This window comes from Rhodococcus sp. P-2, assembly GCF_016598535.1.
Taxonomy (GTDB): domain Bacteria; phylum Actinomycetota; class Actinomycetes; order Mycobacteriales; family Mycobacteriaceae; genus Rhodococcus_F; species Rhodococcus_F baikonurensis.
Genome location: NZ_CP066779.1, coordinates 6,324,673 through 6,340,135, shown reverse-complemented (window position 1 = coordinate 6,340,135; position 15,463 = coordinate 6,324,673). Strand labels below are relative to the sequence as shown.

The 15,463-nt window shown below is 61.6% G+C and carries 14 protein-coding genes and 1 rRNA gene; 10 read left to right on the top strand and 5 right to left on the bottom strand.

Translation table 11 applies throughout. From position 1 onward, the window contains the following. Positions 1 to 238 precede the first annotated feature (238 nt). On the top strand, positions 239 to 712 hold the full coding sequence (gene mce, locus I7X09_RS29325; RefSeq protein WP_070385161.1) for a methylmalonyl-CoA epimerase: 474 nt from the start codon (positions 239 to 241) through the stop codon (positions 710 to 712). 40 nt (positions 713 to 752) lie between these two features. Next, positions 753 to 1,796, top strand: coding sequence for a hypothetical protein (locus tag I7X09_RS29320; RefSeq protein ID WP_095973766.1), 1,044 nt, complete (start codon positions 753 to 755; stop codon positions 1,794 to 1,796). A 7-nt stretch (positions 1,797 to 1,803) separates the two neighbouring features. On the opposite strand, the gene I7X09_RS29570 is transcribed toward I7X09_RS29320, so the two are convergent. Together I7X09_RS29570 and nucS are read right to left on the bottom strand one after the other, a co-directional pair. Continuing rightward, positions 1,804 to 2,148: an ATP/GTP-binding protein gene (locus I7X09_RS29570; protein WP_124569864.1), complete on the bottom strand. Its 345-nt coding sequence runs from the start codon at positions 2,146 to 2,148 to the stop codon at positions 1,804 to 1,806. 19 nt (positions 2,149 to 2,167) lie between these two features. After that, complete coding sequence (gene nucS, locus I7X09_RS29315) at positions 2,168 to 2,842, bottom strand: endonuclease NucS (RefSeq protein ID WP_003945160.1); 675 nt, start codon at positions 2,840 to 2,842, stop codon at positions 2,168 to 2,170. A 42-nt stretch (positions 2,843 to 2,884) separates the two neighbouring features. Here nucS and I7X09_RS29310 point away from each other — a divergent pair, with 42 nt between their 5' ends. Beyond that, complete coding sequence (locus I7X09_RS29310; RefSeq protein ID WP_200314951.1) at positions 2,885 to 4,477, top strand: adenylate/guanylate cyclase domain-containing protein; 1,593 nt, start codon at positions 2,885 to 2,887, stop codon at positions 4,475 to 4,477. A gap of 142 nt (positions 4,478 to 4,619) precedes the next feature. Then, positions 4,620 to 5,246, top strand: a complete 627-nt coding sequence (locus I7X09_RS29305) for a dihydrofolate reductase family protein (protein ID WP_200314949.1) — start codon at positions 4,620 to 4,622, stop codon at positions 5,244 to 5,246. Positions 5,247 to 5,415: 169 nt separating this feature from the next. On the opposite strand, the gene rrf is transcribed toward I7X09_RS29305, so the two are convergent. The 3 genes from rrf to pdxA form a co-directional block, all read right to left on the bottom strand. After that, positions 5,416 to 5,532, bottom strand: a 5S ribosomal RNA gene (gene rrf / locus I7X09_RS29300). 443 nt (positions 5,533 to 5,975) lie between these two features. After that, entirely contained in the window at positions 5,976 to 6,743 is a 768-nt protein-coding gene (locus I7X09_RS29295; RefSeq protein ID WP_200314947.1) for a DeoR/GlpR family DNA-binding transcription regulator, read from the bottom strand. A gap of 28 nt (positions 6,744 to 6,771) precedes the next feature. Further along, positions 6,772 to 9,024, bottom strand: a complete 2,253-nt coding sequence (pdxA, locus tag I7X09_RS29290; RefSeq protein WP_200314945.1) for a 4-hydroxythreonine-4-phosphate dehydrogenase PdxA — start codon at positions 9,022 to 9,024, stop codon at positions 6,772 to 6,774. A gap of 212 nt (positions 9,025 to 9,236) precedes the next feature. Here pdxA and I7X09_RS29285 point away from each other — a divergent pair, with 212 nt between their 5' ends. Genes I7X09_RS29285 through I7X09_RS29260 form a run of 6 tightly spaced genes read left to right on the top strand, consistent with a single transcriptional unit; the run spans position 9,237 to position 15,429 of the window. Continuing rightward, a complete protein-coding gene (locus I7X09_RS29285) occupies positions 9,237 to 10,814 on the top strand; it encodes an ABC transporter substrate-binding protein (RefSeq protein ID WP_200314943.1) in 1,578 nt (525 codons plus the stop codon). Positions 10,815 to 10,818: 4 nt separating this feature from the next. Further along, positions 10,819 to 11,823 carry an ABC transporter permease gene (locus tag I7X09_RS29280; protein WP_200314941.1) on the top strand — a complete coding sequence of 335 codons (1,005 nt, stop codon included), beginning with the start codon at positions 10,819 to 10,821 and terminating at the stop codon, positions 11,821 to 11,823. Beyond that, entirely contained in the window at positions 11,823 to 12,770 is a 948-nt protein-coding gene (locus I7X09_RS29275; protein WP_200314939.1) for an ABC transporter permease, read from the top strand. The genes I7X09_RS29280 and I7X09_RS29275 overlap by 1 nt, the downstream gene beginning before the upstream one ends. Positions 12,771 to 12,773: 3 nt before the next feature. After that, positions 12,774 to 13,607, top strand: coding sequence for an ABC transporter ATP-binding protein (locus tag I7X09_RS29270; protein WP_200314937.1), 834 nt, complete (start codon positions 12,774 to 12,776; stop codon positions 13,605 to 13,607). Beyond that, positions 13,604 to 14,470: an ATP-binding cassette domain-containing protein gene (locus I7X09_RS29265; protein ID WP_200314935.1), complete on the top strand. Its 867-nt coding sequence runs from the start codon at positions 13,604 to 13,606 to the stop codon at positions 14,468 to 14,470. Before I7X09_RS29270 ends, I7X09_RS29265 begins: the two co-directional genes overlap by 4 nt. Further along, a complete protein-coding gene (locus I7X09_RS29260; protein ID WP_200314933.1) occupies positions 14,470 to 15,429 on the top strand; it encodes an aldo/keto reductase in 960 nt (319 codons plus the stop codon). Before I7X09_RS29265 ends, I7X09_RS29260 begins: the two co-directional genes overlap by 1 nt. The last annotated feature ends 34 nt before the right edge of the window (positions 15,430 to 15,463 follow it).

The following is a 15,463-nucleotide window of genomic DNA, read 5'->3' as shown; positions in this document are numbered from 1 at the left end:
GCGACTCCGGACTTGTCGAGGGCGCCTTTGATGGCGATGCCGCCGAGGTCGGACCCGGAGAGGTCTTTCAACGATCCGAGGAGTCGACCCATCGGGGTACGAGCTCCCGCAACAATCACAGAACTGGTCACGATTTCCTCCGGCTGCAAAAGAGACATAGTCGTCGGTTCCGTGCGGCCTAAGAGCCAAGTCACATCCCGACGTGTACTCCTCAAACGGTAGCGCTACCGTGAAAGGTATGACACAGACCTCCCCCAGTTCTGCACTCGCACCTTTGTCGTCCGACCTCGTCGTCGCGATCGATCACGTCGGAATCGCGGTGCCCGATCTCGACGTGGCGATCGCGTGGTACACGCAGCACCTGGGCATGGTGTCGACCCACGAGGAAATCAACGAATCGCAGGGCGTGCGTGAGGCCATGCTCTCCGTCGTCGGCTCCCCCGCCGGATCCACTGCCGTTCAGCTGCTCGCGCCTCTGGACGAGAACTCGACCATCGCCAAGTTCATCGACCGAAGCGGCCCTGGACTGCAGCAGCTCGCCTACCGGGTCACCGACATCGACGCCATCTCCGCCGAGCTTCGCGAGCGCGGTGTTCGGTTGCTGTACGACGCTCCCCGACGCGGTACGGCCAACTCGCGCATCAACTTCATTCACCCGAAGGACGCCGGGGGCGTCCTGGTGGAACTGGTCGAACCCGACGCGAGCCACTAGCAGACCCGACTCCAGCTCGTATGCCAGGTAGATTGTCGCCATGGCATACGAGCAGGACCGCGGTTCGATCCAACTTCCGTTCCAGATCGCACGGAAGGGATACGACCGCGACGAGGTGCGTAACTACTTCGAGCGATTCGACGCGGAGCTGCGAGTTACCGCAGCCGATCGTGATGCTGCCGCTGCGCAGGCCCGTGACCTTGCCAAGCAGCTTGACGATGCACGCGACGACATCGACGACCTCCGCAAGGACGTCGACCGCCTGTCGGTACCGCCCACCACTGCGGAGGGCATGAGCGATCGCATCAGCCGCATGCTGCGCCTTGCCTCCGACGAGGCCTCCGAGGTGCGCGCGAAGGCCGAGGCCGACGCAGCCGAGATGACCTCCATCGCCGAACAGGACGGCGCCCGCCTACGTGGGCACTACGAGTCGCTGATCGCCGAACTCGAGGACCGTCGCAACGCGATGGAAACCATGCACGAGCAGACCATGGCACAGGCCCGTACCGAAGCCGCGCGCATCGTCGAAGCCGCACAAGCCGAGCGGGATCGACTGGCTGCCGAGTCCGAGGCCAAGCGCACTCAGATCCGCGAAGACTTCGACATCTCGATGTCGGAGCGCCGCGCCAAGGTCGTCGCCGCCGTCAACGAACTGGAGTCGTCGAGCAAGGCAGAGGCCGAGCGTCGACTCGCCGATGCGTCGCACGAGGCTCAGCGCAGGCTGCAGGCCGCCACCGATCAGTCCGAGCGCAAGATCGCACACGCAAAAGAACTGACTGAAGAACTGCGTGTTCTCCGTGGCCGAATCCTGGCTCAGCTCTTGGGTATTCGCGGACAACTCGATTCGGTTCCGGCCATGCTCGCATCGGTCAATCGGGAGAGCGAACTCCTCGATTCACCGCCCGCTCCGGTCATCGTCGAAGCCGAGGAAGATCTCGAGATCGAAGACAAGAAAGCCGACGCAGATCCGGTCGACTCAGAACCACGTATCGACGAAGACGACGTACTCGAGGACTCGGACGAGACCAACACCGCCGAGATCGACACCCGCGCCGTCGAGCAGCGAGCCCAGTCCAGGAACTGATCGACGCTCAGGACCACCGTCTGGTCAGGCTGCGAGTTCCGCGGCCTGACCAGCATCCGGTGTGCCAGTGTCGACGTTCGTTCGCGCCACCCGGTTCCGAAGGCCACGTCACCACATGGGCGACGCCGGGCCTGATGTCGTGATCACAACCGGGACACCGGTAGAACTTCGTCGCATTGGAACCGGGTATCGGCCTCACCATGTACATTTCACCGCCCGGCCCGGGTTCCTCCCGGACCAGCGCCCCGCCGAACAACACACCACTGGGTGCCTGCGACTCCGCACTCGAATCCCGAGCACGCCGAGTATCCGTTCGACGGGTTTGCTTCGGCGAAGGTTTACGGCGCGGCATGGTTCGAGTCTAAACAGCGTCAGAAAAGTCGGAACTCGGTGCTTTCGGTCCCGCGGAGTGCCTCGTAGTCAAGGACCAGGCAACGGATCCCACGGTCGTTGGCCAAAGTCTTCGCCTGCGGCTTGATCTGTTGCGCTGCAAAAACTCCCGTGACCGGCGCGAGCAGCGGATCGCGGTTGAGCAATTCCAGATAGCGCGTCAACTGCTCGACGCCGTCGATCTCGCCGCGGCGCTTGATCTCCACCGCCACCGATGCACCGTCCGCGTCGCGGACCAGAAGGTCGACCGGCCCGATGGCCGTCATGTACTCGCGTCGCACCAACGTGTAGCCGGGGCCGAGCGTCTCGACATGCTCCGCCAGAAGTTCTTGAAGGTGCGCTTCGACACCGTCCTTGATCAATCCCGGATCGAGGCCGAGTTCATACGACGAATCGTGCTCGACCTCCTCGAGAGTGATCCGAAGCTCCTCGCCCGCTTTGTTGGTGACGACCCACAGGATGTCGTCGCTGTCTCCGGTGGTCTCGACCAACCAGCACGGCGGACTCATCCAGTTCAGCGGCTTGTACGCCCGATCGTCGGCATGAATGCTGACGGAGCCGTCGGCCTTGACCAACAGCAGTCGTCTAGCGGTAGGGAGGTGGGAGGTCAGGCGTCCCACATAATCGACACGGCAACGAGCAATAACTAGGCGCACCGGACCACCCTAAGCGATCAATACGACTACTCTCGACACACTATGCAGCGAAGCCGTGTCCCGAGTGCGCCCCTGGGGTCGTGGCTGCTCGGATCCACCGACGAAAGCCCCAGACGGCGCCGAATCCGCGTCCAGGCACTACTGACCGCCCCTCTCCTGGTCACCAACCTGATCGGAGCGGTGCTGGCGATAGTGCTCGTCGGATTCGTGGTTCCCGGACCCGAGATCATCCACCCCGAATTCGCGTGGATCAACTTTATCGCCGTGCCCGTCTTCATCGGGTGTGTCTTTCTGATCGGACTTCTCTGGGGCACCAAACGCCTCATGCGGGATCTCCGGTGGGCCACCGAGGATCACCGGCCAACCGAGCAGAATCAACGCGCGGCGCTGCGCGGGCCGTGGCGACTGACCCGAGTGCAAGCTGTCCTGTGGACGGCCGCGCTCATCACCTTCACGACCATGTACGGAATCGTCGACCCCGACACCATTCCGAAAGTTCTGTTCACCGTGGCCTTCAGCGGTATCACCACCTGCGCGTTCTGCTACCTGCTCAGCGAGTTCGCACTTCGCCCTATTGCTGCGCGTGCACTCGAATCCGGAGCACCCCGCAAGGCTGCCGTTCTCGGACTGACCGGCCGGACAATCCTCGTCTGGCTGCTCGGAAGCGGAGTCCCCGTCACTGGCTTGATGCTCGTAGCGGTCTTCAGCTTCATCCGACCTGCTTCGTGGCAAGCCCTCGCAATCGCCATCCTCGTCATCGGCGGGATCACCCTGTGTGTCGGACTCGGGCTGACGTACATCAACATTCGATCGGCCGCGGCCCCCATTCGGTCCGTACGACGAGGCATGGAACAAGTCACCCGTGGCGACCTCACCGCGTCCGTCGTCGTGTACGACGGGACCGAACTGGGACTGCTGCAGACCGGCTTCAACCGCATGGCCGAGGGACTACGCGAGCGCGAGAGAATTCGCGACCTCTTCGGGCGCCACGTCGGACACGAGGTTGCCGCAAACGCGGTTCGCCGCAACCCCGAACTCGGCGGTGAAGAACGCGACGTTGCCGTTCTTTTCGTCGACGTCATCGGTTCGACCACCATCGCGGCCACCAACTCCCCTACCGCGGTGGTCGCTCTACTCAACCGATTCTTCGACGTCATCGTCGACGAGGTCGATGCACACGGCGGATTCGTCAACAAGTTCGAGGGCGACGCAGCGCTGGCGATTTTCGGAGCGCCGACGACACTCGACGATCACGCCGGCAGCGCTCTTGCCGCCGCCCGCAAGATCCAGCAGCGCCTGCGTGCCGAAGTTCCGGAAGTGAGCGCGGGAATCGGCGTCGCTGCAGGTATTGCCGTAGCCGGCAACGTCGGTGCGCGAGAAAGATTCGAGTACACCGTCATCGGTGATCCCGTCAACGAGGCAGCACGACTGTCCGAGGTCGCAAAGACGGTTCCGGGTAACGTCGCCGCGTCCGGACGGGCGGTGGCCGCCGCGGACAGCGCCGAAGCTGCCCAGTGGTCGATCACCGAGAACATCACCCTTCGCGGCCGCCTCGAACAGACCGAGCTCGCGATTCCGTGCGACGCTTTGGAGTCCGAGACCGTCCCCTCAGAGTCCGTGCCTGTTCAGCCCTGATCTCACCTCCCCCCCTGAGCGAACGGCACGTTCAGTCGATCCAAGGCGATGAACGCCACGTTCGCTCGATGACTTTCCCTCTTCCCGACGGTCTATATCGGCACAGCGGAAATCCGACGACGCCTGGGAGATGGGTACGACTATGAAACTGACGACCTTTACCATCGTCACTCTCGACGGAGTGATGCAAGGACTCGGTGGGCCGGACGAAGACCGCCGTGGTGGATTCGAGCGAGGCGGATGGTCCGCGCCATTGGTGGACACCGAAGCGATGAATTATCTCGTCCAGGTCTACCAGCGAGCTGACGCCTTCCTGTTCGGCCGACACACCTATGAGATATTCGCCGGATACTGGGGCACGTTCGAGAATCCGGATGTCAACCCCATTGCAAGCGCGTTGAATTCGCGGCCCAAGTATCTTGCGTCGAGGACGCTCATCGATCCCCAATGGAAGAACACGACCGCCCTTACAGGTGACACCGCCACAGCGATCGGCGAACTGAAAGCCGTACCCGGCGGTGAGCTCCAGGTGCACGGGAGCGGCAACTTGTGCCGTTGGCTTCTCGCGAACGATCTCGTCGACGAGGTGATCCTGCTGATCGTTCCGGTGGTCGTAGGCCAGGGCACACGACTCTTTCCCGATACCGGACCGGATATCGCACTCGAGCTGGCCGAATCGCGAGCCACACCAAAGGGCGTGACGATCCAGCGGTATCTGCCCACTGGCCGGCCGAAGTATGCAACTGCCACCGCCGACGGCATCGACTGATCCGGGCAAAGCGCCCGCCAACCTCAGTCGCTCGCCCGCCCCTGATCGTGTGAACGGTGCGTTGGGTCGATCTGAGGCGACGGATGTACCGTTCGCTCGCGGTCGGGGGTGTTTTGGGTATGAGAAAGCCCCCCAACCATGACTGGTTGGGGGGCTTCTCTTACGTTGTGTTCGGCGGTGTCCTACTCTCCCACACCCTGTCGAGTGCAGTACCATCGGCGCTGAAGGGCTTAGCTTCCGGGTTCGGAATGGGACCGGGCGTTTCCCCTTCGCTATGACCGCCGTAACTACCAAAATAATTTTGGCACTGACATTCATCGACACACTGTTGAGTTCTCAAAGAACACGCACACACCATCACCACGACCCTATGGCCGCCGCTCCGGGGCAACTTTTCCAGCCTATCCCATCATGATCATCGGCGCAAACCGCTGAACATTCGGGAAAGAACTGGAGGTGAAGCACAACCATACACGATGGAAACTACTTCGAAATTTGGTCAGGCACTTCGTACAACCTCGTGTCACTCGCCGTGAAGGCGGGAGTCGGTGTCCGTGTCGCTCTGACTTGGAATAAGTTACGCGCCCGCTGAAGTCTTTGACAAATCCACAGGTCAGAGACTCGGAAGTAAGCATTTCCCCAGCAAGATCGGCCGCTTCACCCGGATTTCGTCAATTCGGACATCGTGTGACGCCGGACACCGTGGCCGGATCCGCACGCAGCGGGACCTCACACCACTTGAACTTGGATACCTGCATCCTCGAACAATGCGACTTGCTTTGCGGCTACTGCAGCATCGGTAACCAGCACCGCCCCGGGCGGTATCGGTGCCCACGCATGGAAAGGACGTTCACCAAGCTTGGCGGAGTGCGCGAGTATGTAGACCTCGCCGGCACGTTCGATCATCATTTCCTTGAGCCGGGTCTGATCGAGCTCAGCTTCACAAATACCCAGGTCAGCGGTAACTGCGTCGGCACCGAGGAACGCCTTGTCAAACGACACCCGCTGCAGCGACGCTTCCGCCAGTGGCCCGACGAATCCTTGACTGAGCTGTCTCAGCGTCCCGCCGAGACATTCGACTCGAACACCATCAGCGTCGGCTAACGCCTCGAGCGCTGTCAGCCCTGCAGCGATCACCGTCAAATTCGTCACGTGACGTAAGAACTCCCCCATCGCCCCGACAGTGGTGCCTGCATCAAGGAGCACGGTTTCTCCGGGCCGGACCTGTTCGGCAGCCCACTCTGCAATCCTCCGTTTAGCGTCGAATCCCTCCATCGCCCGCTGACGCAGAGACGATTCCGGATGGGGATTGATGGCAATTGCCCCGCCATAGGTACGCGCGATCAGACCCTGTGCAGTCAACTGACTCAGGTCGCGACGGATCGTGGATGCGGTCACGCCGAATTGGGCAGACAGATCCTCGACACTGGCCAGACCGCTGGTGCGAGCGAGCCTCGCAATCTCCGACCGCCTCGCCTCCGACTCCCGAATGGCCATCGCTCCTCCCCCCTACAAACCCTGGTGCTTACTTGGAAACGAATGTGCTGGTTGCCAATTCGGCCGCCTGCCGCAGCGCTTCGACCATACTACCGGCCTCGGCGATGCCCTTACCTGCAATATCGAAAGCGGTTCCGTGATCGACGGAGGTACGGATCACAGGCAACCCGACGGTGATGTTGACGCCGGCCTCGATCCCGAGAACCTTGACCGGGCCGTGCCCCTGATCGTGGTACATCGCAACGATCAAGTCGTAGTCCCCACGTCCAGCGAGGAAGAATGCCGTGTCCGCCGGCAGCGGACCGTGGACGTCGATTCCTTCTGCCTTCAAGAGTTCGACGGCGGGGATGATCTTCTGCTCCTCCTCTCCGTACCCGAAAAGCCCGTTCTCCCCTGCATGCGGGTTGATCCCGCACACGCCGATTTTCGGAGACGGATTACCCGTGCGCACCAAAGCTTCGTGACCGCGACGAATGGTCCTCTCGACCAGGCCGGGCTCGATCCTGGCAACTGCATCGAGCAGTCCGATGTGAGTGGTCACGTGAATCACCTTGAGCTTGGGGGTCGACAACATCATCGACACCTCCTCGGTACCGGTCAGGTGCGCAAGCAATTCCGTGTGTCCAGGATAGATGTGTCCTGCCGCATGCAGCGCTTCCTTGTTCAGCGGCGCCGTGCAGATCGACTGGACTTCACCGCGTACGGCGAGTTCGCTTGCGACGCGGATATATTGATAGGCCGCATCTCCCGCGACTGCCGACAGTTCACCCCAGGCGAGATCCTCGGGTAGCAAGTCCAGGTCGATGACGTTGATCCGTCCATCGATGAATTCAGCATCCTTGATCTCCTCGATCGCGACCACGTCGACGTCGATTCCGAGCACCGTGGCAGCCAATCGCAAACGCTTCGCGTCGCCGACAACGACCGGGCGGCAACGCTTTCTCGTTTCGTCGTCGAGGAGTGCGGGGACGATCACTTCCGGTCCGACGCCGGCGCCGTCGCCCATCGTGACAGCGATCAGCGGCAGTGGAGTGGATTCGATTGACATGGGATTGACCTCGTTGTCTGAAGGAGTCACTGAAGGTGGACTGTCCGGAGCGGCGACCGGGGTGGGGTGCGCAAGAAACTTCGTTATGGAGAAGAGACTGTGCGCATTCCCGAAACTGCCTGGCCGCGTGACGATGTACCGTCCGGTGCGATCGACGGAAAGTACGGCGCCGTGTTCAATTTCGTAAATCGGTGACAGAGTGTCGATCCGGAGGCGGTCGAGAACGCTGCGTGCGGTTTCACCACCGGTGAGAACCAAGTCGATCGGATTCTCGCCGTGGGAGAACCCTGCATCGACGGCAGCGATCAGATCGGCGAGAGCCGAAACGAGGTGGACGGATTCTGCAGGCACGACAGGTCCACTTACCGAAACGACAACGTTTCCGCGATCCAGTGCGTTCAGAATCGGAAGCGGATCGACCGAATGTTCCAGGAGTTCAGCACTGTTCACTTCGATATGGTGCGCACCTGAATCCCGAAGCAATGCCACTTGGTCTCCGGCAGACGCATCCGCCGTCCCCACAACCACCAACGTAGATCGAGAATCACGAAGATATGGCCATGCGGCGGGTGACTGCATTGTGCGTCGTCGTGCCACTGCCGTTGCGAGCGCCGATGTTCCTACCAATCGAGATCCCCGAACATCCTGTGCTGCAGCCACAATCAGTTCCAGATCACTGTCGGTCTCGACGTCGCAGATCGCCACCGACCCGGCTTCTGCGATCGACGCAAGAACCTGATTCAAACGCCCGGAACGAATGCCGTCCAGCGATACGCCAGAAGTGATTGCCGACGGTCCGAGCGCCTCTGCAATCGACCGAGGCGCCGGCGTCGACTCCGCGCGCCACAGGTCCGTGGAGTGCAACGCAACCCCATCGACCAACACCACGCCGTCTTGCACCGTGCGCCCTTGCCTGGGCAATCCGGCTGCGACAATGACCGCGGATCCGTCGCGGGAGAGTTCTCCAACCTCCGCCGCTATGTTGCCCCTGAGCAGAGAATCGATCTTCTTGACGATCTCGGAGCCGTCGGACGATTGCAGAACTGATCTCACGTCACGAGAGGCTTCGGCAGGGTCGGACCGCCGTGAGTGCAGATCGAAAACCGTCACTCCTGATCCGTCGGGTGCACCCGGACCGAGTCGAAGCGATATGCCCGAACTGCGGAGCAGAAATCCTGCGGCCGACTCCGCGGCTCCGGAAAGATCGTCAGCGATGATTACCAGTGGTTTCATCGAATTCCTCGACCCCCTTTCGGTCTGAATCGAGTACGCACAGCATCGCAACCGATGCGCGAAGTACGCAATTGAAGTTACGGGACTTGCGCGAAGTGCGCAACAGTGCCATTGTGAGCTGAGTTACAAGCGAGAGCCCGATGCGATTGTTCACCAACAGTCCGCTCGGAGCGTCGCCCCCACGCTGCCCCGTCAGGATCGAAAGGTCACCGATGACCAATACTCGTTTGCGAACACCACAGCTCTCCCGGCGGTCCTTTCTGCAGTTCACCGGGCTGATCGGTGGCGCAACGCTTCTGGGCACGACAGCCGCGTGCGCCGGCCCTACCGGGAAGCCGACACAGGACACACTGGTGCTCGGGCTCAACCGTTCGCTCGTCAGCCTCGACAACAAACTCAATCAATTCGACGCTGCAGTCACGGCTCAGCGAGGCGTCAGACAAGGTCTCACCCGGATCGGCGACAATCTGACACCGCAACTCGTTCTTGCCGACAGGTTCGAATCGACCGGACCGACCGAGTGGACGGTTCGACTCCGCGAGGGCATCCGTTACTCCGACGGCACACCTGTGCTGATCGACGACGTCACGACGGCAATGCAGATGTACCAGCAGGTCAGCGGATCCTTTGTCGCACCGCAGTTCCCCGAGTGGCCGACGGTCGTCCCCATCGACGATCGCACCTTCATCCTTCGGACGAATTCCCCGGTGCCGGTTCTGGACTCGCTCATGTCCAACATCTTGATCACCCCGGCCGCTGCCAACGAACCCAACGAACTGCAGAGCGGAATCGGGTCGGGGCCGTTCGTCGTCAGCGAATCGAACCGGGGCACCGGCGATTACACACTTGTTGCCAATGACAACTACTGGGGCCCTGCCCCGGGCGTTCGTCGTGTTCAGGTCCGCTTCATTCCCGAAGAGGCCGGCCGCGTCGTCGCGCTTCGGAGCGGCGAGGTCGACGTCATCGACTCGATCAGCCCGGACTCCGCAGAACAACTCGCGGACCTCCCTGGAGTCCAGGTCGACACCGTGCCGAGCACGCGCATCAACCAACTGTTCTTCAACTTCCGCAAGCCCGCCGATCACCCACTGTCCAATCCGCGCGTTCGCGAAGCCCTCACGTACGCCATCGACGGTGAATCGCTCGCTCGGGACGTGCTGATCGGATCCGCGGTCCCGGCCACCGGTCCCGCACCGTCGACCTTGGATGGGGCCGTGAAAACCGGTACTTACCAATATGATCCACGAAAAGCGCGACAAATGCTCGCGGCCGAAGGCGCCGACGACCTCGAACTCACCTTCATCTGGGAAACCGGAGAGTTCACCAACGACGTCTCGGTGATGGAATCGGTACTCGAGATGATGAAGGCAGTGAGAGTGCGCGTCAAACTCCAGCAGTTCGAACCGGGCGGTGACATCTCGTCCTGGCGCCAGGGCAAGACCGGGGACTGGGATGTGCTGGGCAACGGCTACGGCAACCAGACCGGACTTGCACTGACCACGTTGCAGGGCATGTACGCCGGCACAGCGGAGAAGGAAGCAACTCGCGACACCTATCACGGGTACGTCTTTCCCGAGATCACCGCGAAGATCCAAGCCGCGTCCAGCGAACCGGACCCGACCAAGCGCGCCGCTCTACTCGACGCCGCGCAGCAGGACATCTGGAACACCTGGCCTTGTCTGTGGAGCTTCGTACCCAATGCACTCCTTGCGAAACGCACTCGTGTACAAAATGTTTCACTGACCCCGATCAACTCCTACGACCTCGGCGCCGTCCGATTGGAGGCCTGAGGCGATGACTCTCACTGCTCCGAAACCGCAAACCGCACGCGAAGTTTCCTCGCGTCGTCGCACGAAGATGAACCCGACACTCAAATACGTGCTCAAACGCTTGGCGCAGAGTGCACTGACGATCTTCCTCACGCTCACAACGGTGTTCGTCCTGATCCGCATGGCACCCGGCGATCCTGCCTACGCTTTGGCCGGGCCGCTGGCGAGTACAGAAGATCTCGCCAAGATCCGCGCTGACATGGGCTTGGACAAGTCAGTGTTCTCCCAATACCTGATCTACCTGTGGGACCTGGTCCATCTGAATCTCGGCACCTCGTACTCGTTCCAGGCGCCGGCCATGGATGTTGTCCTCGGCCGACTCCCGTACACGATCACCCTGGCCGTCAGCTCCATCCTGCTGACCGCCGTGCTCTCGATTCCGTTGGGCGTGTGGATGGCTCGTCACGCGGACACACGACGCGAACTCGGTGCAAACGTCGTGGCCGTCGGCGGGCAGTCCATGCCGGAGTTCTGGAGCGGTCTGATGCTGGTGACGATTTTCGCGGTCCTGATCCCGGTGCTCCCCGCAGCCGGTTTCACCACGTGGCCGTCGTTGATCCTGCCTACCGTCACTATCGCCATCCTTCAGATCGCGCTGATCTCCCGAATGGTCCGACGCGAAATGGTCTCGGCCTTCGCTTCTCCCTACATCACTGTCGCACGCTCTCGCGGAGTATCCGAACGCGAACTCACCTGGCGATATGCGATGCGTAACTCGGCAATTCCCATCGTCACCGCGCTGGGCACCAGATTCGCCGGAATGCTGAACGGCGTCGTGGTGGTCGAGGTCGTGTTCGCCTGGCCTGGTGTCGGCTCGCTGGTGGTCCGCGCACTCGAGACTCGCGACTACCCGCTCATCCAGGCCACCGTACTTGTCACTGCGGTTCTCGCAGTGCTCGTGCAACTGGCAGTGGACCTCCTCTACCCCCTCCTGGATCCACGCGTGCGACTCGGAAAGGGCGCCAACTGATGACTACCGTCTTGGAACCTCCCACAACTCCACGCGCCAGCGCGGTCACCGAGGCAGACTTCGCACGCGCCGGAGCCACGCGCCGTAAGCGAGACAGCCGAGTCAAGATCTGGGCCGGCTCGATCTGCGCGCTCCTGGTGATTCTTCCCGTTGCATTGGCGGGACTACTCCCCCTCGCAGATCCGAACCAGACCAACCTGAGCAGTCGACGGCTACCGCCTCTCACCGACGGTCATCTGTTCGGCACCGATCAGTTGGGACGAGATCTCCTCTCACGGATCCTGCACGGCGGCCAGGTGTCTCTGACGATCGGTATTCTCGCCGTAGTCGTCTCCGGGCTCATCGGTATCGTCGCCGGATCCGCCGCGGGGTACTTCGGTGGCTGGGTCGACACCGTGATCTCCCGCCTTCTCGAGGCACAGCTTTCTCTGCCTCTGCTGATGATGCTGCTTCTCGTTGTTGCGCTGTTCGGACCGTCCATTCCCGTCATCACGTTTGTCATCGCGATCGCGCAGTGGCCCGAAGTCGCGCGGTTGACTCGCTCATTGGTACTCGTCGAACGCGAAAAGCCTTACGTAGCTGCAGCTCGAGTCCTCGGACTTACCCGTATGTCCATCCTGCTTCGTCACGTCATTCCGAACATCGTCAAGCAGGCATCGCTCGTCGTCCTGCTGCTGCTCGCGCAGGCCGTACTGCTGGAAAGCTCGTTGAGCTACCTCGGCGCCGGACCACAACGTCCATTCGCTACCTGGGGACGAATCATCGCCGACGGCCAGGACTACATCACCACCTCATGGTGGATCGTGACCCTGACTGGCCTGATGATCGTGCTGCTGGTGGTCGGAGTGAACCTACTCGGCGACGGTCTACGCGATCGACCTGCAGGATCGAAACGACTGGGCGCAAACCTGTTCGGGCGTGGCAACGCCCAGAAAGCAAAGGCGTGAGACATGGGCAATCTACTACGGGTCGACGACCTCCAGATCGAACTTGTCACGGCAAATGGCGTCATCCGAGCCGTCGACGGGGTGTCCTTCTGCATCGACGCCGGTGAAACCGTCACCATCATCGGTGAATCCGGCTCCGGAAAGTCGACGACAGCCATGGGAATCCTCGGACTGCTTCCGGACGATCTTGCCGTTCTTTCCGGGAAAGCCGTGTTCAAAGGCCAGGACATTCTCGGAAACACGAAGATGCTGAACGATATTCGTGGGAAACACATCGCTCTCATCCCCCAGGACCCGATGACGGCCCTGAGTCCCGTCCACACCATCGGCAGCCAACTTCGAGAAGCAGTGCGCCACAGCGGTGTAACCGCGAAGAACCTACAAATCGAGCGGGCAGTGGAACTGCTCGAGCAGGTGCGCATTCCGTATCCGGATCAGCAACTCGACAAATACCCGCATCAACTGTCGGGCGGAATGTTGCAGCGCGTCCTGATCGCCGGCGCGCTTGCTGCCGGCCCCGAACTGATCGTGGCCGATGAACCGACCAGCGCATTGGACGTCACCGTTCAGGCCGGGATTCTGGATCTGTTGCTCGAGTTGCAGGAGCGCACCGGGATCGGAATGCTGGTCATCACCCACGACCTCGGAGTCGCCCGACTCGTATCCGATCACATCTACGTGATGAAGGACGGCCGTTTCGTCGAGACCGGCAGCGCCGACGTTCTCGTCGACTCACCGCAAAGCGCCTACACACAAAAGCTTCTCGACGCCATACCGCACCTGGGGCCTTGGGACGGCGACCCCGCCCGTTCAACACAGATCGGAGCCTCGGCATGAACCCCCACGAAACGCCACTTCTCGCCGTCGAAGACCTCGTTGTCGAGTATCCGGTTCCCGACGGAGTTTTCCGGGCAGTGGATGCTGTGAGCTTCTCGGTGGAAAAAGGCAAGACCCTGGCCATCGTCGGCGAATCCGGATGCGGCAAGTCGACCATCGCTCGATCGATCGTCCGACTCCTCACACCGACCAGTGGACGCATTCTCGTCGACGGCACCGACATCGCGCAGATGACGGAGAAGTCGCTGCGCCCCTTCCGCTCCCGCGTTCAGATGGTGTTCCAAGATCCGTACGGATCACTGGACCCCCACCTGACTGCCGAGGACATCATCGGAGAACCACTGCGACTCAAGGGTGTCCGAAGCAAGGCGGAACGCTCCAAGGCAGCAGCAGAACTCGTCGGTCGCGTTGGCCTGCCCAGCTCGGCACTACACCGGCGTCCGGCGGAGTTCTCAGGAGGCCAACGTCAGCGAATCGGAATTGCCCGCGCACTGGCCAGCGGACCCGAACTGCTGGTGTGCGACGAAGCCACGAGTGCCCTGGATGTTTCGGTCCAAGCACAGGTACTCGAGCTCCTACGTGAAATTCAAGCCGATACCGGTCTGACGTACGTTTTCATCTCACACAACTTGGGCGTCGTCCGAGAGATCAGCGAGACCGTAGTCGTAATGTCGAAGGGAACCATCGTCGAATCCGGTTCCACAGAAGCAGTTCTCGCCAGCCCCCGCGAGCCGTACACACGCGCACTACGTGGTGCGGCCCTCGACCCCACAACGATGGTGGGGATCAAACCACGCCACGTAGTAGCCACACTGTCCAAAAACTTGCTGGCCAAGCAGATCGAACCACGAGGAGTTGCCTGATGACCGCCCCACTCGAGCTTCCGAAAATGGTGCTGGGCACCATGACTTTCGGGGACACCGTCGATGCTGCGGGCGCGGGCGCGATGCTCGACGTCGCACTCGACGCCGGTATCTCTCACATCGACACGGCCAACGGCTATGCGGGCGGCGAGTCCGAGCGCATGCTCGCAAAGCTCCTCCAGGGCCGACGCGATTCCATCACTCTCGCCACTAAGGCGGGAATGCCGCATCCCGATGCCGGTGACAACAGCCCACTCTCGGCAAAGGGGCTCCGGGCAAGCATCGAAGGAAGCCTGCGCAGACTCGACACGGACTACGTCGACCTGTTCTATCTCCATCAGCCGGACCGAACCGTCACGCTGACCGAGACTCTCACGACCGTCGCGGAACTGGTTGCCGAGGGCAAGATCCGCACACTCGGCGTATCCAACTTCGCAGCGTGGCAGATCAGCGAAATCAACTACACCGCAGACACAGTCGGTGCGCCGCGACCGATCGTCGCACAACAGCTCTACAACTTGCTCGCCCGTCGCATCGAAGAAGAATACGCCGAATTCGCGGACGTGGCCGGACTGACCACCATGGTCTACAACCCACTCGGTGGGGGCCTGCTCACTGGGCGCCACACCTTCGAGGAAAGTCCCTCCGACGGCCGATTCGGCGACTCCCGTCTTGCATCGATGTACAAGGAACGGTACTGGAACACACAGATATTCGACGCCATTGCACAACTGACGACGATCGCGGAGCAGTCGAGTATCTCCCTGACCGAGCTTGCGTTGCGCTGGCTGGTCAGCAAGCCCGCGACCGGATCGCTGCTCCTCGGAGGATCCAAAGTCGCCCACGTCGAATCCAATATCGCGGCCATCGGGCGAGGCCCACTCGACGCCTCGACCGTCGAAGAGTGTGATCTCGTCGGTGCCGCCCTACGAGGCCCCATGCCCAACTACAACCGCTGAAACACCCGACCTTCATCAGGAAGAGTTCTTCACT

What these genes read in the sequence shown, in the direction of transcription:
- mce (WP_070385161.1), top strand. Translation starts at nt 239, where the DNA reads ATGACACAGACCTCCCCCAGTTCTGCACTCGCACCTTTGTCGTCCGAC.
- I7X09_RS29320 (WP_095973766.1), top strand. Translation starts at nt 753, where the DNA reads ATGGCATACGAGCAGGACCGCGGTTCGATCCAACTTCCGTTCCAGATC.
- I7X09_RS29570 (WP_124569864.1), bottom strand. Translation starts at nt 2,148, where the DNA reads ATGCCGCGCCGTAAACCTTCGCCGAAGCAAACCCGTCGAACGGATACT.
- I7X09_RS29310 (WP_200314951.1), top strand. Translation starts at nt 2,885, where the DNA reads ATGCAGCGAAGCCGTGTCCCGAGTGCGCCCCTGGGGTCGTGGCTGCTC.
- I7X09_RS29305 (WP_200314949.1), top strand. Translation starts at nt 4,620, where the DNA reads ATGAAACTGACGACCTTTACCATCGTCACTCTCGACGGAGTGATGCAA.
- I7X09_RS29295 (WP_200314947.1), bottom strand. Translation starts at nt 6,743, where the DNA reads ATGGCCATTCGGGAGTCGGAGGCGAGGCGGTCGGAGATTGCGAGGCTC.
- pdxA (WP_200314945.1), bottom strand. Translation starts at nt 9,024, where the DNA reads ATGAAACCACTGGTAATCATCGCTGACGATCTTTCCGGAGCCGCGGAG.
- I7X09_RS29285 (WP_200314943.1), top strand. Translation starts at nt 9,237, where the DNA reads ATGACCAATACTCGTTTGCGAACACCACAGCTCTCCCGGCGGTCCTTT.
- I7X09_RS29280 (WP_200314941.1), top strand. Translation starts at nt 10,819, where the DNA reads ATGACTCTCACTGCTCCGAAACCGCAAACCGCACGCGAAGTTTCCTCG.
- I7X09_RS29275 (WP_200314939.1), top strand. Translation starts at nt 11,823, where the DNA reads ATGACTACCGTCTTGGAACCTCCCACAACTCCACGCGCCAGCGCGGTC.
- I7X09_RS29270 (WP_200314937.1), top strand. Translation starts at nt 12,774, where the DNA reads ATGGGCAATCTACTACGGGTCGACGACCTCCAGATCGAACTTGTCACG.
- I7X09_RS29265 (WP_200314935.1), top strand. Translation starts at nt 13,604, where the DNA reads ATGAACCCCCACGAAACGCCACTTCTCGCCGTCGAAGACCTCGTTGTC.
- I7X09_RS29260 (WP_200314933.1), top strand. Translation starts at nt 14,470, where the DNA reads ATGACCGCCCCACTCGAGCTTCCGAAAATGGTGCTGGGCACCATGACT.